This is a genomic window from Arthrobacter sp. 05N425 (assembly GCF_056397125.1).
Map to the genome: position 1 here is coordinate 84,302 of NZ_JBFTMU010000004.1, position 19,078 is coordinate 103,379.

Annotated in this window: 18 protein-coding genes; 9 read left to right on the top strand and 9 right to left on the bottom strand. The window is 67.0% G+C overall.

Features of this window, described 5'->3' with window-relative positions:
- Nucleotides 1-31 precede the first annotated feature (31 nt).
- From AC1DGE_RS08010 to AC1DGE_RS08020, 3 genes are all read right to left on the bottom strand, one after another.
- A complete protein-coding gene (locus tag AC1DGE_RS08010) occupies nt 32-1,015 on the bottom strand; it encodes an ABC transporter substrate-binding protein (protein ID WP_441418066.1) in 984 nt (327 codons plus the stop codon).
- A gap of 154 nt (nt 1,016-1,169) precedes the next feature.
- The gene (locus tag AC1DGE_RS08015; RefSeq protein WP_441418067.1) at nt 1,170-2,186 is read right to left on the bottom strand and encodes an ABC transporter permease; all 1,017 of its coding nucleotides are present in this window, start codon (nt 2,184-2,186) and stop codon (nt 1,170-1,172) included.
- Entirely contained in the window at nt 2,183-3,709 is a 1,527-nt protein-coding gene (locus AC1DGE_RS08020) for a sugar ABC transporter ATP-binding protein (protein WP_441418068.1), read from the bottom strand. The genes AC1DGE_RS08015 and AC1DGE_RS08020 overlap by 4 nt, the downstream gene beginning before the upstream one ends.
- Before the next feature lie 271 nt (nt 3,710-3,980).
- On the opposite strand from AC1DGE_RS08020, the gene AC1DGE_RS08025 reads away from it, so the two are divergent.
- Genes AC1DGE_RS08025 through AC1DGE_RS08040 form a run of 4 tightly spaced genes read left to right on the top strand, consistent with a single transcriptional unit; the run spans nt 3,981 to nt 6,855 of the window.
- On the top strand, nt 3,981-4,778 hold the full coding sequence (locus AC1DGE_RS08025; protein WP_441418069.1) for a sugar phosphate isomerase/epimerase family protein: 798 nt from the start codon (nt 3,981-3,983) through the stop codon (nt 4,776-4,778).
- Nucleotides 4,779-4,803: 25 nt separating this feature from the next.
- Nucleotides 4,804-5,757, top strand: coding sequence for a ribokinase (locus AC1DGE_RS08030; protein ID WP_441418070.1), 954 nt, complete (start codon nt 4,804-4,806; stop codon nt 5,755-5,757).
- 10 nt (nt 5,758-5,767) lie between these two features.
- A complete protein-coding gene (gene rbsD, locus AC1DGE_RS08035; protein WP_441418071.1) occupies nt 5,768-6,187 on the top strand; it encodes a D-ribose pyranase in 420 nt (139 codons plus the stop codon).
- 8 nt (nt 6,188-6,195) lie between these two features.
- Complete coding sequence (locus AC1DGE_RS08040) at nt 6,196-6,855, top strand: transaldolase family protein (protein ID WP_476908897.1); 660 nt, start codon at nt 6,196-6,198, stop codon at nt 6,853-6,855.
- Here AC1DGE_RS08040 and AC1DGE_RS08045 read toward each other — a convergent pair.
- The gene (locus AC1DGE_RS08045) at nt 6,852-7,547 is read right to left on the bottom strand and encodes a FadR/GntR family transcriptional regulator (RefSeq protein WP_441418073.1); all 696 of its coding nucleotides are present in this window, start codon (nt 7,545-7,547) and stop codon (nt 6,852-6,854) included. The two genes, AC1DGE_RS08040 and AC1DGE_RS08045, sit on opposite strands and share 4 nt — an antisense overlap.
- A gap of 73 nt (nt 7,548-7,620) precedes the next feature.
- Between AC1DGE_RS08045 and AC1DGE_RS08050 the strand changes: the two genes are divergently transcribed.
- On the top strand, nt 7,621-8,343 hold the full coding sequence (locus AC1DGE_RS08050) for an HAD family hydrolase (RefSeq protein ID WP_476917260.1): 723 nt from the start codon (nt 7,621-7,623) through the stop codon (nt 8,341-8,343).
- Between the two features lie 19 nt (nt 8,344-8,362).
- Here AC1DGE_RS08050 and AC1DGE_RS08055 read toward each other — a convergent pair whose 3' ends face one another.
- The 5 genes from AC1DGE_RS08055 to AC1DGE_RS08075 all read right to left on the bottom strand — a co-directional run bounded on the left by AC1DGE_RS08055 (nt 8,363) and on the right by AC1DGE_RS08075 (nt 13,850).
- On the bottom strand, nt 8,363-8,668 hold the full coding sequence (locus AC1DGE_RS08055) for a putative quinol monooxygenase (protein ID WP_441418075.1): 306 nt from the start codon (nt 8,666-8,668) through the stop codon (nt 8,363-8,365).
- A gap of 131 nt (nt 8,669-8,799) precedes the next feature.
- On the bottom strand, nt 8,800-11,136 hold the full coding sequence (locus AC1DGE_RS08060; protein ID WP_441418076.1) for a glycoside hydrolase family 65 protein: 2,337 nt from the start codon (nt 11,134-11,136) through the stop codon (nt 8,800-8,802).
- Between the two features lie 54 nt (nt 11,137-11,190).
- Nucleotides 11,191-11,937, bottom strand: a complete 747-nt coding sequence (locus AC1DGE_RS08065; RefSeq protein ID WP_441418077.1) for an HAD family hydrolase — start codon at nt 11,935-11,937, stop codon at nt 11,191-11,193.
- Between the two features lie 100 nt (nt 11,938-12,037).
- On the bottom strand, nt 12,038-13,048 hold the full coding sequence (locus tag AC1DGE_RS08070; protein ID WP_441418078.1) for a LacI family DNA-binding transcriptional regulator: 1,011 nt from the start codon (nt 13,046-13,048) through the stop codon (nt 12,038-12,040).
- 184 nt (nt 13,049-13,232) lie between these two features.
- Nucleotides 13,233-13,850 (bottom strand): alpha/beta hydrolase, encoded by a 618-nt coding sequence (locus AC1DGE_RS08075; RefSeq protein ID WP_441418079.1) that lies wholly within the window; start codon nt 13,848-13,850, stop codon nt 13,233-13,235.
- Between the two features lie 416 nt (nt 13,851-14,266).
- Between AC1DGE_RS08075 and AC1DGE_RS08080 the strand changes: the two genes are divergently transcribed.
- From AC1DGE_RS08080 to AC1DGE_RS08095, 4 genes are all read left to right on the top strand, one after another.
- Nucleotides 14,267-14,530: a DUF6458 family protein gene (locus AC1DGE_RS08080; RefSeq protein ID WP_138767724.1), complete on the top strand. Its 264-nt coding sequence runs from the start codon at nt 14,267-14,269 to the stop codon at nt 14,528-14,530.
- A gap of 678 nt (nt 14,531-15,208) precedes the next feature.
- Nucleotides 15,209-16,018 (top strand): DeoR/GlpR family DNA-binding transcription regulator, encoded by an 810-nt coding sequence (locus AC1DGE_RS08085; RefSeq protein WP_476892974.1) that lies wholly within the window; start codon nt 15,209-15,211, stop codon nt 16,016-16,018.
- Entirely contained in the window at nt 16,015-17,001 is a 987-nt protein-coding gene (locus tag AC1DGE_RS08090; RefSeq protein ID WP_441418081.1) for a 1-phosphofructokinase family hexose kinase, read from the top strand. Before AC1DGE_RS08085 ends, AC1DGE_RS08090 begins: the two co-directional genes overlap by 4 nt.
- Before the next feature lie 2 nt (nt 17,002-17,003).
- Nucleotides 17,004-19,070: a PTS fructose transporter subunit IIABC gene (locus AC1DGE_RS08095; RefSeq protein ID WP_476892975.1), complete on the top strand. Its 2,067-nt coding sequence runs from the start codon at nt 17,004-17,006 to the stop codon at nt 19,068-19,070.
- The last annotated feature ends 8 nt before the right edge of the window (nt 19,071-19,078 follow it).

Consider the following 19,078-nt stretch of genomic DNA (forward strand, 5'->3'; position numbering starts at 1 on the left):
TGCAGCGGCCGCTGCTTAGTGGTGGAGCAGCTTACTGGTAGAGGACAGCTGCGATCTTGGCGTCGTCCATGTTGTTCTTGTCGTACCAGTAGAACGGGGTGTCAGTGACCTTCGCCATGGACTTGCCCTTGGAGGCGTCAATCGCGGCCTGCACCGTGGCGGCACCCATGCCGATCGGATCCTGCGTGATGGCGCCGGCCATCAGACCGCTGCGGATCGCGTCGAGCTGGGCTTTGCCGGAGTCGAAGCCGATGACGGTGAGCTTGCCCGGCTTGAGGCCGAGTTCGGTGACGGCGTTGACGATGCCGACGGCCGAGCCCTCGTTGGTGCCGTAGAGGCCCTTGAGGTTCGGGTGGGCCTGGATCATCGCCTTGGCGATGTCCGCGGACTTCAGGTGGTCACCGTCGCCGTACTGGACGTCGACAACCTTGATGTCCGGGTACTTGGCCTTCATCTCGTTCAGGAAGCCGTCGCGGCGTTCCACACCGGTGCTGTTGATCTGGCTGTGGCCGACGACGGCGATCTCGCCGCTCTTGCCGATCAGTTCAGCCATGTGGTCGGCCGCCATGGCGCCGGCATCCATGCTGTTGGTCTTGGCCAGGTTCACCGGGTAGTCGCTCTTGCAGCCGGCGTCGAACTGGACCACGGGGATGTTGGCTGCCTTGGCCTGCTCAATCGCCGGGACACAGGCTTCCGGGTCCAGGGCGGCGTAGGCGATCGCCGTCGGCTTCTTGTCGATGGCCGCCTGGAGCATCTGCAGCTGCGAATCGACTTCGGTTTCGGCAGCCGGGCCCTCGAAGGTGATCTTGACGTTGAGTTCCTTGGCCTTATCCTCGGCACCCTTCTTCACAGCCTGCCAGAACTGGTGCTGGAAGCCCTTGGAAATCATGGCCACGTACGGGGTACCGCCATCGCCCCCGCCGCTGGGGGTCGCGCTGCCGGAGCCGCCGCAGGCGGTCAAGGAAAGAGCTGCGGCGAGGACGCCCGCCGCGAGGGTCTTTTTGCCGAGTTTCATGTAAATCTCCATCCAGTGAGCGGGCCGGCAACATTGCGGGCCCTTGACCATTGTTGTTGGTTTCGAACGTTAAGTACAGGTAGATACAAGTTATTTTTGGAACTAATTTTTCCGTGGCCCGGTCGCCGGCCTGGTGGGCTGCGGCGGGCCCCGCCTAGGCCTCCCGGCGGCGGCGCAGCGAGTCGGTGAACACGGCGACGAGGATCACGATGCCCACCACGACGGTCTGCCACTCGGTCTGCACCGACATGATGCGCAGGCCGTTGATCAGCACGCTCATGATGAGGGCGCCGATAAGGGTGCCGAGGACCGAGCCCCGGCCGCCGAGGAGGGAGGTTCCGCCAATGATGACCGCGGCGATGGCCTGCAGTTCGTAGCCGGATCCCAGCTGCGGCTGCGCGGAGTCGAGGCGGGCGGCGATGACGACGCCGGCCACGCCGGTGAAGATGCCCGCGACCGTGTAGACGAGGATCTTCCACTTGCCGGTGTTGACGCCGGAAATTTTGGTGGCTTCCTCGTTGCTGCCGATCGCGAAGATGTAGCGGCCCAGCAGGGTCTTGCCGAGCACCAGGTACGCCGCGATGCCGGTCAGGACCAGGATCAGGACGGCGTTGGGCAGGCCCGGGATGAGCTGGCCCAGGGCGATGTCCTTGAAACCCTGCACCTTGCTGAAGTAGATCGGCCGTACGCCGGAGAGGACCAGGGCAAGGCCCTGGGCGATCAGCATCATGGCCAGGGTGGCGATGAACGGCGGAAGCTTCAGGATGGAAACGTTCAGGCCGTTGATCAGGCCCATCAAGGCGCCCGTTGCGATGCCGCCCAGCACGCCAATGTACAGCGGGAGCTGCAGGTTCACCAGCAAAAGGCCCGTGACCACCGAGCACAGCGTCATGCCCGTTCCGATCGAGAGGTCGATTCCGGAGGTGATGATCACGAGTGTGGTGCCGAACGCCAGGATGCCGATCACCGCGGTGGACAGCAGGATTCCGGAGATGTTCGTCCAGGTGAAGAAGTTGCCGCTGGCCAGGGAGAAGAAGGCAAGCAGGACGATCAGGGTTCCGAAGGCCAGCGACTGCTGCAGCCGCTGGCGCAGGAAGGATCCCCTGGGTGATTCGCGCTTGACCGCGCCCGCGGGCGCCTCCGTGCGCGGTTCAGACTTTACTTCGCTCATTTTTCCGCTCCCTGCTGCTCCACACGTGTGGCGTAGTCCATGATTGTTGCTTGATCAGCACCGTCGCTGTCGATTTCCCCGGTGATGCGGCCTCCGGCCATGACCATGATCCGGTGGGACAGCCGGAGGACCTCCGGCAGTTCCGAGGAGATCATGATGATCGACTTGCCCCGCGCCACCAGGTCGTTGAGCAAGCGGTAGATTTCTTCCTTCGCACCGATGTCAATGCCGCGCGTCGGCTCATCGAAGATGAGGATGTCGCAGTCGCGGGCCAGCCATTTGGCGATGACGACCTTCTGCTGGTTGCCACCCGAGAGGTTCTTCGTGGTCGCAAACATCGACGGCGTCTTGATCCGGAGCGAGTCGATGTACTTCTGGGAGGTGCCCTTGCCCGAGCCCGACTTCATGAACCCAACGGGATTCGTGTAGTTGCCCAGCGAGGACAGCAGGATGTTGGTGTTCACGTCACGGTCCAGCAGCAGGCCCAGGCTCTTGCGGTCCTCGGACAGGTAGCCGATCCCGTGCTTGACGGCGTCGGCGGGCTGGCCGATCTTGACTTCCTTGCCGTTGACGAAGATCCGCCCCTCGGTCATCCGGTCCGCGCCGATGATGGCCCGGGCCAGTTCCGTCCGGCCCGCACCCATCAGTCCGGAGAATCCCAGGATCTCGCCGCGCCGCAGCTCGAAGCTGACGTCCTTGAGCAGTTTCCGGGTGCTGAGGTTTTCCACCCGCAGGACAACGTCGTCCACGTTGTCCCGGCGGACGTTCTCCGGTCGGGCGTTCTCGTCGATCTCCCGGCCGACCATCAGCTTGATCACTTCGTGCTGGCTGGCCGTGGCGGTATCCATGGTCGCGATGTATTTCCCGTCGCGCAGGATGGTGATGCGGTCGGTAATCCGCCTCAGCTCCTCCATCCGGTGGGAAATGTAGATCACGCCTACGCCGCGGTCGCGGAGGTCCCCGATCAGGCGGAACAGGGTCTCGGTCTCCGAGGTGGTGAGGGCCGACGTCGGCTCGTCCATAATGACGACCTTCGCGTCGAAGGACAGCGCCTTGGCGATCTCGACCATCTGCTGCTTCGCGACGGTGAGGTTCTCGACCAGGTCGGTCGGGGCGAATTCCTTGATCCCAAGCCGGCTTAGCAGTTCGGCGGTCTGCCGGTTCAGCTTCTTCTCGTCCAACAGAAGGCCGCCGAGACGCCTCGGCTCGCGGCCGATGTAAATGTTCTGGGCCACCGTGAGGTGGGACATCAGGTTCATTTCCTGATGGACGATGATGATGCCGAGTTCCTGGGCATGGCGCGGGCCGTCGATCTGGACCGGGACGCCTTCGAGGTAGATGGTCCCGGCATCCTTTTGGTAGATGCCGGAGAGGATCTTCATCAGGCTGGACTTTCCTGCGCCGTTCTCGCCGACGAGGGCGATAACCTCGCCTTTATGGACGTCGAAGTGGACATCACTCAGAGCCTGGACGCCGGGAAAGCTTTTGCTGATCCCTTCGACCTTCAGTAGTGGTTCACCCACTGTCTCACCTACTTCTTCGGAGATAACGCTGGTGCCTTGCGGCCGGTACTCGGTGGATTTCGGACGACGGCCGGCAACACTGCCGGCCTCAACTTGTATCTCGATGTATCTATCCTTGGTCCATAACTAGAGTAAGGTCAAATATGACCTAAAACACACCCTTTGGTCGGATGTTTAGAAATCGTTATGGGAGAAACATATGATGATTGGCTGCCACAGCCTAGTCTGGAACGGCTCGCTGGACCCGATTTCTTTCGCGGAGTCAGCACGAATGACGGCCGAAGCCGGCTTCGACTTACTGGAAATCCCGCTTATGGACCCATGGTCCTTCGACCCGAAGCAGGCCTCCCGCTCCCTCAAGGAACAAGGGCTGGCCGCCACCGCCTCGCTAGGTCTGACCGCGCAGACCGACCTCAGCAGCGAGGATCCGGCCGTGGTCGCAAGGGGCGAAGAGACCCTGAACAAGTGCCTGGAAATCGTGCACGATCTTGAGGCGGACTACCTGTGCGGCGTGATCTACAGCGCCATGCAGAAGTATTCCAGGCCCGCTACTGAAGCAGGCCGGCGCAACAGCGCCGATGCCTTGCGGCGGCTCGCGGAGCGCGCAGCAGTTCTCGGCATCCGCCTCGGCCTGGAAGTGGTGAATCGCTACGAAAGCAACTTGCTCAACACCGGCAGGCATGCCCTGGGGTTCATCGAGGAGATCGGCCACCCCAACGTCTACCTGCATCTGGACACGTACCACATGAACATCGAGGAGCCGGACCTGCTGAGCCCCGTGCTGGCGGCGGGCAACAAGCTGGGCTACGTGCACATCGGCGAGAGCCACCGCGGCTACCTCGGCTCCGGCAACGTGGACTTCGGCGCCTTCTTCCGCGGCCTCGCCCTCACCGGCTACGACGGCCCCGTGGTCTTCGAATCCTTCTCCTCCGCCGTGGTGGACGAACACCTGAGCAACACCCTGGGCGTCTGGCGCAACCTGTGGGACGATTCGGCGGACCTGGGCGCCCACGCCAACGACTTTATCCGGGGCCAGCTGGAGTCGGTCGCCTCCATCGCAAAGCACTAAACATCTGATCTATAAGGACTGACATATGACAAACCAGAGCGGAAACGGCCGACAAGGCGTCATCATCGTCGGCAGCATCACTGCGGACGTCACGACTTTTTCCAAAAGACTGCCAAAAAGAGGGGAAACCATCCTCGGCGAGGAGTTCACCCTGCTGCTGGGAGGCAAGGGAGCCAACCAGGCCGTCGCGAGCGGCCTCGCCGGCGCACCCTCCTTCATGGTGGGGTGCGTGGGCAACGACCTCTTCCGGCCGTTGGTCACGGGAGGGCTGGAGGACCACGGCGTCGACACCAGCGAGCTGCGTGTGGTCGAAGCTCCCACCGGAATCGCCCACATCAGGGTGGACGACTCCGGCGAAAACGACATTGTGATGGTGCCGCTCGCCAATGACCATCTGGGGCCGGAACAGATCACCGCCGCGATCACGCGGCTGGCGGCCAGGGCATCGGTACTGCTGACCCAGCTCGAGATCCCCCGGGAAGCGGCCGCGCACGCGGTCCGGGCAGCCCGGGCGGCCGGGCTGACGGTCATTCTGGACCCGGCGCCGGCCGCCGCGCTGGACCAGCAGACCTGGGCAAGCGTGGACTATGTGACCCCGAACGAGACGGAGGCGAGCCTGATCACCGGGATTCCGGTCACGGACCAGGCCAGCGCCATCCGCGCCGGAGAGTGGTTTCTGGCCCAGGGAACCGGCGGCGCCATCATCACTCTCGCCTCCGCCGGCGCGGTCCTGGTCACTGCCGACCGGCAGGCCGTCTTCGAGTCCTTCCCTGTCACGGCGGTGGACACCACGGCCGCCGGGGACGCGTTCTCCGGCTACCTTGGCGCCTCGCTTGCTGCCGGCCTGCCCATTGACGACGCGATCCGGCGCGCCATGGCTGCCGGGGCACTGGCCGTGACCAAGAAGGGGGCGTCACCCAGCCTTCCCTCCGCGGCAGACGTCGAGCTGTTCCTTTCCGACAACGTCCCGAGCTACTAGGAGTACCCGCATGAGAAAGAACCAAGGAATCCTGAACGGGCAGCTGTCGCGCATTGTTTCCGAGACCGGCCACACGGACACCCTGGTGGTCACCGACGCGGGCCTGCCCATCCCGGCCGGGGTCGAGCGCGTGGATCTGGCCTACTTCCCCTCCGAACCGCCGTTCCTCAAGGTCCTCGATGCCGTGCTGGCAGAGTTGGTGATCGAGGGTGCGACTCTGGCCGAAGAGCTCCGCGAGGCGAGTCCGGCGATGCTGGCGCAGATCCTGGAACGCCTCGAAACGGCGGGCGTCGTGCCGGAGTTCGTGCCGCACACCGAGTTCAAGGCGCAGACGTCCGGAGCCCGCGCGGCCGTACGTTCGGGCGAGTTCACTCCGTACGCAAACGTGATCCTGCACGCCGGCGTTGCCTACGGCCCGGGCAAGGACTAGGCGGGGCCATGCACTTCTACTTGGACACGGCCACGCGGGCCGAGGCCGAACCGCTCTTGCGCAGCGGCCTGTTCGCGGGACTGACCACGAACCCCAGCATCCTCGCCGGCGCGGGTGTGCTCAACCGACAGATTCCTGAGCTGGTCGACTGGGCCTCCGCGGCCGGCGCCGGCACGGTATTCGTCCAGTCCTGGGGTTCCACCCGGGCCGAGCTGGAGGACCGCGGCGACTGGATCCACTCGCTGGGCGACAACCTCGTGGTGAAGGTTCCCGCCACCGCAGAGGGCGTCGCGGCGGCCAGGGCGCTGGCGGACCGGGGTGTGCGGGTGCTGGTCACGGCCGTCTATGCGCGGGAGCAGGCGCTGCCCGCCATGGCTGCCGGCGCGGAGTTCCTGGCCCCGTACCTGGGCCGGATGAACGACGCCGGCCGGGACGGGGCCGGAGAGATCGCCGCCATCCAGCAGTGCATCACCGCCGGGGCCTCGCCGCTGAAACTCCTGGTGGCAAGCCTGCGGGAGACGGCCCAGATCTCGGCGCTGGCACGGCTGGGGGTCTCCCATTTCACCTTCGGACCGGCCACGTGGCATAAGTTCTTCGCGGACCCGCTGACGGCCGCCGCGGTGGAGGTTTTCGAAGCCGAATCCGCGCGGATGGAGGTGGGCGGCTAGGACCCGGGCCGTTCCGGTTTGGCCGGCAGGGAGCGCCTGAGCCAGTGTTCAACGCCGCTGACGTGGACGATCGTCAGCGCCCGGGCCAGGTCGGCATCGTGGTTCGCCAGCGCGTCCGCGATCGCCCGGTGTTCTGCGAGAGTCCGGGCGACGGCGTCCTGCTCCGTGAGGGCCCGCCACACCCGGGCGCGCACGGTGCGGCTGTTGAGCCCGGACAGCAGGCTCGCCAGATAGGAGTTGCCCGAGGCCTCGGCGATCAGCGCATGGAAGTTCAGGTCGTGTTCGACGAGGTTTTCCGCCGACTCGACGTCGACGTCGTCGATCTCCTTGTGCAGCAGCGCGAGCTGCTCCGGCGAGATCGCCTGCGCCGCGAGCGAGGCCGCCGAGGCTTCCAGGATCCGCCGTACCTCGAGTAGTTCCAGGACCGAGGAATCACGGCTGAGATCCACCATGAACGCCACGGATTCCTTCAGCAAGGCCGGCTCGAGGCTCGTGACATAGGTCCCGTCACCGCGTCTGACATCCAGTACCCTGATGGTTTCGAGGGCCTTCACGGCTTCCCGCAGGGAACTGCGGGAGAGCCCCAGCTTTTCACTCAGGTCATTTTCCGGAGGGAGTTTGTCTCCGGGCGACAACTCGCCGGTGAGAATCATGTCCTTGATTCTGGCGATCGCATCATCCGTTAGGGCCATTCGCCCAGCATAGTTCACCACCGGAACGGCCCGATGCCGCCAACCCGGACCGGTCACAGAGGCAAGGAGCCGCGTGGAACCCATCCGCAGCCAGGGGATTGAACTCGAGGCGGTCTTCTGGGATCTCGACGGCACGCTGGTGGACACCGAGCGCCACTGGACCGCGGTACAAACGGAACTGGTCGAGAGCTTCGGTGGAACCTGGACAGAGTCCCAGGCCCTGTCGATCATGGGCCGGTCCCAGGCGGACTCGATCAAGGTCCTGCAACGCGCGGGAGTCCGCCTGTCCTTCGAAGAGATCGCCCGGCGGGTCATGGAAGGCGTCCGGGACCGCATCAGCGAAAGCGTTCATTGGCGTCCGGGTGCCGCGGAGCTGCTGGCCGGCCTCCGGGCGCACGGCGTGCCATGCGTGCTCGTGACCATGTCCCATCGCCACATCGTTGGCGACATCCTGAACCACTTTCCGGCCAACAGCTTCGAACTCGCGGTGACCGGGGACATGGTCACCCAGGGCAAGCCGCATCCCGAGGCCTACCAGACCGCGTTCCGCCACCTCGAACGCACCCGGCCGCGGCTCTCCCACCGGAGGGTCGTCGCCATCGAGGACTCGCTGCCCGGAACCCGCGCGGCCCGGGCAGCCGGACTGCCGACGGTCGGTGTCCCGCACCTCGCGCCGTTGCCGGCCGCCGACGGACTGACCATCTGGCCCACCCTGGCAGGCCGCGGCGTCCCCGACCTGCATGCGGTCATCGCCGCCGCGGACCACCGCCGCGCCGAAGGGCCCCAAGGGTCGTAGCGCCTGGGGCCGGGAGCGCCTAGGGTTCGGTTGCCGCCACCGGGGTGAGCCAGCTGAGCTCCGAGCCGTCTTCCTCGATCAGGGCGCCAAGTTCGGCGTTGAAGGCCTTGCTGTGGTCCGCGGCGATGTGCGCCCGGAATGCCTCTTCGTCGCGGTAGATCTCATAGACAAAGTAGGCATTCGGATTTTCACGCCGCGTGTGCGGATCGAAGACAATGTTCCCGCTCTCCCCGCGAACCCTGGCAGTCAACTCAGCCATCATCTCCGCGACCCGGTCCTCGGACCCGGCCTTGACCGTAAATTCAGCATACAAAGCAACAGGCACTGGCATTCCTCTCCCTCGGTGGATCCGACTCTAGCCGTCCGGGCGGTCGGAGCGAAGCGTTGACGCGGTCGCGCAGGCACTCCCCCCCCCGTAATGACTGCACGCCGGACGGGCGCTGCGGCCGCTACCCGTTAGTTGACGGCGCGCACCACCGGGATCGACGCCGTCGCCGGCCCTGGGAACACGGTTGGCTCCGGGCTCACCACGGCGTGTAGCGGCACGGCCACCGGTTCACTGCCCACGGTGAACCGTTCTCCGCGCACGTCGACGTCCAGCGGCGCGCCCTCCCGGACGGTCAGCCGGAGCGCCGCGTGGTCCAACTCGACATGCAGAAGGCCGCCGCGGAGTTTCAGGTGGAAGGACAGGGAGTCCCATTCGGCCGGCAGCCGGGGATCGAAGTACGGCACCTGGCCCTGGTCCCGGAGGCCGGCGAAGCCGCTGACCAGCGAGCTCCAGACCCCGCCGGTGGAGGCGATGTGCACGCCGTCGATCGTGTTGCCGTGGGTATCGTCCAGGTCGATGTACAGCGCGTGGATGAAGTGGTCCAGCGCGGCCTTGCCGTAACCGACTTCGGCGGCCATGATGCCCTGCACACAGGCGGACAGGGTGGAGTCGCCGGTGGTGATGGGGTCATAGAAGTCGAAGGCGCGGCGCTTTTCCTCCGCGGTGAAGTCCTGCCACTGCAGGAACATCGCCAGCACCGTGTCCGCCTGCTTGAGCACCTGGTGCCGGTAGATCACCAGCGGGTGGAAATTCAGCAGCAGCGGGTATTTGGACCGCGGCGTGTCCCAGTCCCACGGCTCCAGGGTCATAAAGTCGTTGTCCTGCGAGTAGACCTGAAGGTCCTCGTCGTAGGGCAGCTGCATCCGGTTCGCGGCCTGCTCCCAGACCTCACGCTCGGCGTCGTCGATGCCCGGGTGGTCCAGCGCCGCGGCGGCGCGCAGGTTAAAGCGGGCCATGACGTTGGTGTAGAGGTTGTCATTGACGACGGCGGTGTACTCGTCCGGGCCGGTCACGCCATGGATGTGGAACAGCCCGTCCTTGCCGAAGAAGCCCAGTGAGGCCCACATCCGGGCGGTCTCGATGAGCAGATCGGAGCCGAGGGTCTCCTGGAACCCGGCGTCACCGCTGGCCCAGATGTAGCGGTTCGTGGCGAAGGCGACCGCGGCGGCGATGTGGAACTGCGCGGTGCCGGCGGCGTAGTAGGCGCTGGCTTCCAGGCCGTTGATGGTGCGCCACGGGAACAGGGCGCCGTCCACGCTGAGCTCCTTGGCGCGGACCCTGGCCTCAGGGAGCAGGTCGTGGCGGAACTCGAGGACCTGGCGGGCGTTGGCGGGGCTGGTGTAGGTCAGGTAGGGCAGCAGGTACACCTCCTGGTCCCAGAAGTAGTGCCCGTCGTAGCCGGAGCCGGACACGCCCTTGGCCGGAATGCCGGCCACGTCTGCACAGGCCGTGGCCTGGGCCAGCTGGAAAAGGTTCCAGCGGATGGCCTGCTGCAGCTCGGCCTGGCCGCCCACCACGATGTCGCTGGTGGTCCAGTAGTCGCGGTAATGCGCCACGCTCTGGGCAAAGATCTCGGCGACGGGCAACAGGGCCCGCTCGGCGGTGTCGGCGAGGTCTTCATCCGCGGCTGCGGCGCGTCCCACGGCGTAGGAGACGCTCTTCTCCAGCACGAACGGTGTATCCGCGCTGACGGCCAGGACGTAGCGGACGCTGCTGTCGTCCTGGTCCACCTGGGTGTCGAACGGCTGGACTCCGGCGGAGGTCCAGTGGTCCACGGCCATACCGAGCCGCTGCTTGGACTCGGCGGCCTCCCAGGAGAGCCGGAGCGAGCCGTCGCCGCCGTCGAGCCTTACCGGGAGCAGCACGCGGCCGGCGTGCCGGCCGGCGCGGCGCGGGTCATGCGCCGAGTGGTCCTCTACCGGCTGGTCCTGCCGGTTCACCACGGCGGAGGTCACGTCCGCGGAGATGTCCCGGTCCGCCGCGACTTCCAGCGAGATGCCGAGGGCGCCGCGCGCCTGGTACCCCACCGCGCGGCGTTCCGTGGTGGTCACGGTGGCGCCGGAACGGCACTGCCAGGTAATCCGGCATTCGTAGATGCCGGTGGCGAAGTCCACGCTGCGCCGGTAGTCCAGCACCGTGGATTCCTCAAGCGTGAGCATCTCGCCGTCGATGACCACGACGAAGTTGTTGGCATCCGGAACGTAGAGGATGCGCTGGCCGGTGCGGGCGAAGCCATAGGCATTTTCCGCGTGCTTGATGTCCCAGATCTCGTGGAAGCCGTTGATGAAGCTGCCCGGAAGCTCGGCGTCGGCGGCCGCCCAGTGGGCGCCCCGGATGCCGAGGTGGCCGTTGCCGAGACTGAAGAGCGTCTCCAGCGTTCCGGCATTGCCCGGCAGGTGGACGGTTTCCACGAGCTGCCAGGGGTCATTGGGGAACCTGGCGCGGTCCGAGGTGATGAGAGCCATGGTTGGGGTCCTTTGGCGGTGACGGTTGTGCGGGTGGGTGGTGGCGGCGGCCGGCTAGAGCAGTTCGGCCAGATCGTTGACCACGATCGTGGCGCCGGCGTCGAGCAGGGTCTTCCGGCCCGCTCCGCGGTCCACGCCGATGACCGAGTGGAAGCTCCCCGCGCTTCCAGCCTGGACACCGGAGACGGCGTCTTCGACGACGACGCACTCTTCACTGGGAAGTCCCAGCAGCCGTGCGGCGTACTGGTAGGTGGCCGGGCTTGGCTTGCCCGGCAGTCCCTCCGACACCGCGACGACGCCGTCCACCACCACCGGGAAATAGTCCGAGAGCCCGGCGGCCTTCAGCACCGGGACGGCATTGCGGGAGGAGGAGACGACGGCGAGCTTGAGTCCGCGCTTGAGCGCGGCGTCGATGAAGCGGACGGAGCCCTCGAAGGGCTGCACGCCGCCGGCGGCCACGATGTCGTTGAACACCTTGTTCTTGCGGTTGCCGAGGCCGTGCACGGTGTCGTGCGCCGGATCGTCGTCGGCGGGGCCTTCCGGCAGCACGATGTTCCGCGAAGCCAGGAAGTCGCGGACGCCGTCGAAGCGGGGCTTGCCGTCGATGTGGTCGAAGTAGTCGCTCTCGCGGTAGCCCGGGGCCTCCGGCACGCTCTTGAGGAAGCCGTCGAAGAGTTCCTGCCAGGCACGCTCGTGCACCACCGCGGTGGGGGTCAGGACGCCGTCGAGGTCGAACAGGATGGCGGAGGCGCCGGCGAGCACGTCTGCCGGTGCGCCGGCGGCGTTGGAGGTCTCAGTCATGGGGCGAATGTCCTTTCAGACGGTGGCGGGGAAAGTCTTGGAAAAGAAAGTTGGCGGGCCGCCCGCCGGTACGGGGCGTGCCTGCGGGCGTTGGCCGGCATCAGCGTCGGCGGCGGGTGCTCCTGCGCTCGACCAGCTTGGTCTCCAGCAGGTGCGTGGCGGGGGGATTCGGAAGCCCGGAGCGGTGGAGTCTTTCGATCAGCAGGTTGGCGGCGAACGCGCCCTGGTCGGCGACCGGCTGGGCCATCGTGGTGAGCCCGAGGAACCAGCTCATCTGATGATCGTCTATCCCAATGATGGAGACGTTTTTGGGCGCTGACAAACCGAGGTCCCGCAGGGCCATCAGCGCTCCGAACGCGGTCTCGTCGCAGCCGGCGAAAACGGCGGACGGCATCCTGCGGTTCTCGATCAGTTCGGTCATGGCCCGTCGTCCGCCCTCGATGCTGGATCCGGCGTCCAGCACCAGGTCGGGATCAACGGTCAGTTCGTGTTCGGCGAGGGCCATCTCGAAGCCGCGCCGCCGCGCGTCCGCGGTGACCACGGAGCGCTCCCCCGGCTCGCGACCGGCCAGCATCGCCAGGTCCCAGTGGCCTAACCCGAGCAGGTGGCCCGTGGCTTGCCGGGCGGCCCCTTCATTGTCGATTCCCACGTTGTCCCACGGGACGCCGTGCATGCCCACGCTCGCGACGGCGAGGCCGGAGGCTTCGACGGCGGCGATTTCGCCGCCGTCGAGGGCAACGTTCAGCAGCAGGACCCCGTCCACCCGCTGGGCCAGTCCGGCCAGGTCGCCGAAGAGCTTGCGCTGCACGCTGGGCCGGTTGCGGAGGCTGATCAGCACGGTGTCGTAGCCGCTGTCGGCGAGGACTTCCTCCGCAGCCTCGACGGCCTGGGCGAAGAACCAGGCCGTCGCGGTGGGGACGATGATCGCCACTGCGCCAGTGGTTCCGCCGGCCAGGCGCGAGGCCGCGGACGATGCCTTGTAGCCGAGCTTGGCGGCCGCGTCGGCGACTTTTGCCTGGGCCTTTTCGGACACGTTGGGGAGGTGCCGGAGAGCCCGGGAAACGGTGCAAATGGAGAGCCCGGAGAGGGCTGCGACGTCCTGGATGGTCACGCGTGGAGCCTTAGCCATGCGACACGGGCCTGGACCTTTCTTCCCCCTGCAGTAGTGGGCCGATCAAATTGGCCAAAGTTGAGTGTAAACGCTTATAAATTCGGCGCGCAAGTGGCGGCGGTTTTCCATCGAATGGAATTGCCAGAGGGTACGGAATCCGGCTCCTGAAGGTACGGAATCCGGCTCAGCGCAGCACGTAGTGGCGCAGGAACGCGCCGACATCCACGAGTTCCGCCCGGGAGATCGCGTGGCCCATCCCGGGATAGCTGCGCGCCGTGAGTTGGGTGTTGCGGTGCAGCCATTCCTCGGTGTGTGCCGTGGCGGCGTCGTTGATCACGGGATCCGCCTTGTCGCGCCCCCAAAAGAACGGCGGCCTCGCGTCGAAAGACTCGCTCATGGCCAGCAGTTCGTTGTCCAGCACGAAGCCGGACAGCCCGACGACGGCACGGAACCCCTCCGGCCGCAGCCGCAGCAGGGTGCTCGCCATGGCCATGCCCTGGGAGAAGCCGAGCAGGCTGACGCTGCTGTGCCGCCCCTTGACGGCGTCGATCCAGCTGAAGACCGAGTTCGTGGCGCTGATGACGTCCGCGAAGTCGTGGGTGAGGAAGTAGTCCAGCAGGAACCAGCCGTAGTCATCCCCGATCACCTTCGGCCCGCGCAGGGCGGCGCAGGTGAAGTCGGGCGGCAGGCTGGCAAACAGGTCCGCCATCCGGGTCTCGTCCGTGCCGTAGCCGTGCAACATCACCAGCAGCGGCGTGCCGGCGCGCTCCGGCTCCGGCCTGGACCAGACAACAGTATTCATGGGGCCAGCCTAGCCAGCCCGGCCGGTGGTGCCGCTTGGCGCCACGGCGTCCGCTCCCCGTGTCCAACGCCGGCCCCTGCACCGGTTCCTGCGCCGGTTCCCGCGCCGGTTACCGCGCCGGTTACCGCGCCGGTTACCGGTCCTTGCGCCGGACCCAGCCACGGTTTGCGCTACGGCCCGGGAATTCCGCTACGGATACGGACAGCTGCACCCCGGATCCGCGCCGCGCTTGCCCGGAGTTGACGCCCTTGTCCGAAAACGCCGCGGAAATGGCCCGATATGGCCCCTCACCTGCGGATTTCCCCGGCGGGGCGCGGCCAAAATCGTTGAAAGGACACGTACCGGGCTGTAGCGTGACGCTGGACAGCATGCTTAGCAATACCTATCGGTCCCACCCGGACAACAAGGAGCAAGTCATGAGAATCGGTTCCTCCATCTTCCTTATCGCCATCGGCGCCATCCTGGCCTGGGCCATCGCGCCCGGCCTGATCCCCAACGTGGACCAGACCATGATCGGTTACATCCTGATGGTGGTCGGCGTCATCGGGCTGGTCGCGTCCCTGATCCTGGCCTCCCCCGGCCGCAGCCGCACCCGCCGTGTCAGCGAGACCCGTTCCGTCGTCGACCCCAACACCGGCGAGACCATCACCCGCAATGAAAGCCGCGACGCCGGCATCTGATCCCCCGGCGCCGCGACGCGCCACCCAACTGACCCGGACGCCGGGCCGGACCTCGCAGGTCGGGCCCGGCGTCGGGCGTTTAAGCTGCGGGCCCGGCGAGCTTCCCACGCCCGCCTGGCACGGCCCCGCGTCCGGACATGCCCAACGTCGGGCTTGTCCAATGGACATAGACCTGAACTGTCCATACCCCGGGCCGAGCAATGGACATGCTCCGCCGGGCAAGCGAAGTCCGGACATGCCCACCCCCGGGGTTGGCCAATGGACATAGACCCGAAGTGCCCACTACCGGACCCAGGGAATGGGCATGTCCCCCCGCTCCTGGTCCGCAGGAAATGGACATGTCCAACGGCTGCGGGGAACGAAGCCCGGACATGCCCAGCCTCGGACGCGGCCGACGGACATAATCCCGAAATGCCCATGCCTCGGCCCAGGGAATGGACATGTCCCCAACTCCGGGGTGCGAAGAATGGGCATGCCCCCTTCAAGGCCCACGGGCTGGGCATGTCCCCGGACCCTCCGACACCCTCGTCTGCGTTCATGTGGTTTTTCGTTGACAAAGCCACATGAACAAAGATAAAGTCAATCAATTCCACTTCATGTGATGGGGGTCACCGAAGCAGCCGGAAGCCGCAGCACAGGAAATAGCAGCACTCGAGTAAATGTCGCAATGGAGGGCACGTGTTCGCCGAGGAACGCCAACAACTGATCGTGGAGCTCGTCGCCGCCAGCGGCCGGGCCAGTGTCACCGACCTCGCCGAGCGCTTCAGCATCACCACGGAAACCGTCCGCCGCGACCTGGCCGCCCTTGAAATCGCGGGCACGGTCCGCCGGGTCCACGGCGGCGCTGTCTCCCCCGAGCGCATCAGCACCACGGAAGAGAGCATCCTCGAGCGCACCGTGCAGCGGCAGCCCGAGAAGACCCGGATCGCGGAGGCGGCCCTGGCCCTCATCCCGCGGGGCCGGTCCGGCAGCATCCTGATCGACGCCGGCTCCACCACCGAGGCCCTCGCGGAGCTGCTCGCTGCCCGCACGGCCGCCGCCGGAGCGGCCTCCGGAACCGGGGCCGACGCCGAACTGGTGGTCATCACCCATGCACTGCCCATCGCGGCGAGGCTGTCCGGCGAACCCGGCATCGCCCTGCACCTGCTCGGCGGCAAGGTCCGCGGCCTGACCCAGGCCGCCGTCGGCCAGTCCACTGTCGAAGCTGCCGGGCGCATAAGGCCCGACATCGCGTTCATCGGCACCAACGGTATTTCCGCGGCCTTCGGGCTGAGCACTCCCGATCCTGAAGAAGCTGCCGTCAAGGCCGCCTTCGTCCATTCAGCGCGCCGCATTGTGGTGCTGGCTGATACCTCCAAGCTGGATGCAGAGACGCTGGTCCAGTTCGCCTCCTTGAAAGATCTGGACACCGTGATCACAGACACGAAACCCAGCCCGGCCCTCGCCGAAGCCCTCGCGGACGCCGGAGTGGAGGTGGTGGTCGCATGATCGTCACCCTCACGGCCAACCCCAGCCTGGACCGCACCGTGGCGCTGCCCGGCCCGCTGCTCCGCGGCGAAGTGCAGCGCGCCATTTCCGTCCGGCAGGAGTCCGGCGGCAAGGGAGTCAATGTCTCCCGTGCACTCGTCGCCTCCGGCCTGCAAACCCTTGCCGTGCTGCCGGGGGCGGCTGCGGACCCGGTGCTCGCCGGCCTGCGCGACAGCGAGGTACCGTTCGCCGCCCTGCCCATCGGCGAGCCGCTGCGCAGCAACGTGGCGCTCACCGAGCCCGGCGGCGTCACCACCAAGATCAACGAGCCCGGTCCGGCGCTGAACGGGGAACAGCAGGAGGCCCTGATCGGGCTGCTGCTGGATTCCTCCCGCGGCGCCAGCTGGGTCGTCCTGGCCGGCTCGCTCCCCCCGGGAGTCCCGGTCGACTTCTACGCCACCGTTACCCGGCGGCTGCGGTCCCTGCACGACGGCACCGAGGCACCCCTCATCGCCGTCGACTCCTCCGGCGAACCGCTCGCCGCCGCGATCTCCGGGGACGCCCTGGGGAAACCGGATCTGCTCAAACCCAACGCCGAGGAACTGGCGGAACTGGCTGCCGCGGCCGGGTTCGCCACGGATAAGTCCGCCGAGGAACTCGAGGGTGACCCGGAGGCTGCCGCGGCAGCCGCCGCCGCCGTCGTGCGTTCCGGAGTGGGTGCCGTACTCGCCACCCTCGGTTCCAAGGGTGCGGTGCTTGTGACGGCCGACGGCGCATGGCTGGCCACGCACCCGCCGGTCAAGGCGGTCAGCACGGTCGGCGCCGGCGATTCCTCGCTTGCCGGCTACCTGCTCGCCTCCAGCCAGGGCGCCGCCCCGGCCGATTGCCTGCGTCAGGCGGTGGCCCATGGTGCCGCCGCTGCCTCGCTGCCCGGCTCCACCGTCCCGGCAGTGCATCAAACAACCCCCGCCGCCGTAACCATCACGGCCCTGAAGAAGGATTGACAGTGACCCAGCTCATTACTACCGAACTGGTCGAGCTCGACCAGAATCTAGGCACTACGCCCGAGGACGTGATCCGGCACCTGGCAGGCAGAGTTGCCGCCAACGGACGCGCCACCGAAGTCGAAGGGCTTTTCACGGACGCCTTCGCCCGCGAATCCAAGACCGCCACGGGGGTGCCGGGCGGCATCGCGATCCCGCACTGCCGCTCGACGGCGGTCACGGAAGCGACGCTGGCCATGGCACGGCTGTCCCAGCCGGTCGATTTCGGCGCCAAGGACGGTCCGGCCGACCTGATCTTCTTCATCGCGGCCCCGGAAGGCGCGGACCAGGAGCACCTCAAGCTCCTGTCCAAGCTGGCCCGGTCCCTGATCAAGAAGGACTTCACCGCAGCGCTGCGGGCAGCCGCCACGCAGGCCGAGGTCGTGGAGCTTGTCGAGGGCGCGCTGGCGGACAAGCCCGCCAGCCACGCCGCCGACGTCCCGGCCGACACTGCCGCTCCGGCAGCGGCCGGCTCAACCGCGGCAGCGCCGGCGGCCCCCGGGACTCCCCGCACCAAGCGCCTCGTCGCCGTCACGGCGTGCCCCACCGGCATCGCCCACACCTACATGGCCGCCGACTCGCTCGTGGCTGCGGCCAAGGAAGTCGGCATCGACCTGCAGGTGGAGACCCAGGGTTCCTCGGGCGCGAAGGCCCTCGACCCGGCCGTGATCGCCGCGGCCGACGCCGTCATCTTCGCCGTCGACGTCGACGTCCGCGGCAAGGAGCGTTTCGCCGGCAAGCCGGTCATCAACGCCCCGGTCAAGCGTGGCATCGACGAGCCGGACAAGATGGTCCAGGAAGCCCTCGCCGCGGCCGACAACCCCAACGCCCGGCGCGTGCCGCACTTCGGCGCCGAGGAACAGGCCCAGCACGAGGCCGAGGAAAAGGGCGAGCACATCGGCCAGAAGCTCAAGAAAGCCCTGCTCACCGGCGTCAGCTACATGATCCCGTTCGTGGCCGGCGGCGGCCTGCTGATTGCCCTCGGCTTCCTGATGGGTGGCTACCTGATCACGAAGTACGCGGACACGATCGTGGTGCAGAACAGCCTGTTCAACCTGCCAACCGAGTTCCCGGACAACGCCTGGGGCCCGCTTGGCGCCTACATCGGGGCCGTGCTGTTCAAGATCGGCGCGCTGTCGCTGGGCTTCCTGGTCCCGGCCCTGGCCGGCTACATCGCCTACGCCATCGCCGACCGCCCGGGCATCGCACCGGGCTTCGTCTCCGGTGCCGTGGCCGGGTTCATGGGGGCCGGCTTCCTCGGCGGTATCGTCGGCGGCCTGCTCGCCGGCTACATCGCCCTCGTGATCGGCCGCTTGCAGGTGCCCCGCTGGCTGCGCGGCCTGATGCCGGTGGTTATCATCCCGCTGCTGGCCTCGATCGTCGCCTCCGGACTGATGTTCCTGATCCTCGGCGGCCCGATCGTCGCCATCACCAAGGGCCTGAACACCTGGCTCTCGGGCCTGACCGGCGCCGGCGCGATCGCCCTCGGCGTGATCCTGGGACTCATGATGTGCTTCGACCTCGGCGGCCCCGTCAACAAGGTTGCCTACTCCTTCGCCGTCGCCGGGCTGGGCGCCGCATCGCTGGATAACCAGGCGCCGTGGCAGATCATGGCGGCCGTAATGGCCTCCGGCATGGTGCCGCCGCTGGCCATGGCCCTCGCTTCCACCGTCCTGAACAAGAAGCTCTTCAGCCTCGCAGAACAGGAAAACGGAAAGGCGGCCTGGCTGCTCGGGGCGTCGTTCATCTCGGAAGGGGCCATCCCCTTCGCCGCAGCAGACCCGTTGCGCGTCATCCCCGCCAGCATGGTGGGCGGCGCGGTGACCGGCGCCATTTCGATGGCGGCCGGCGTCGGCTCCAAGGCACCGCACGGCGGCATCTTCGTTTTCTTCGCGATCGACAACTTCCTGATGTTTGTCGTCTCGATCGCGGTCGGCACGGTGGTCACCGCGCTGTCCGTGATCGCGCTCAAGCGCTGGGCAGTCAAGAAGACCGTTGATACGGTTGAACCGGTTCCCGTAACCGTCTGAGCCGGTCC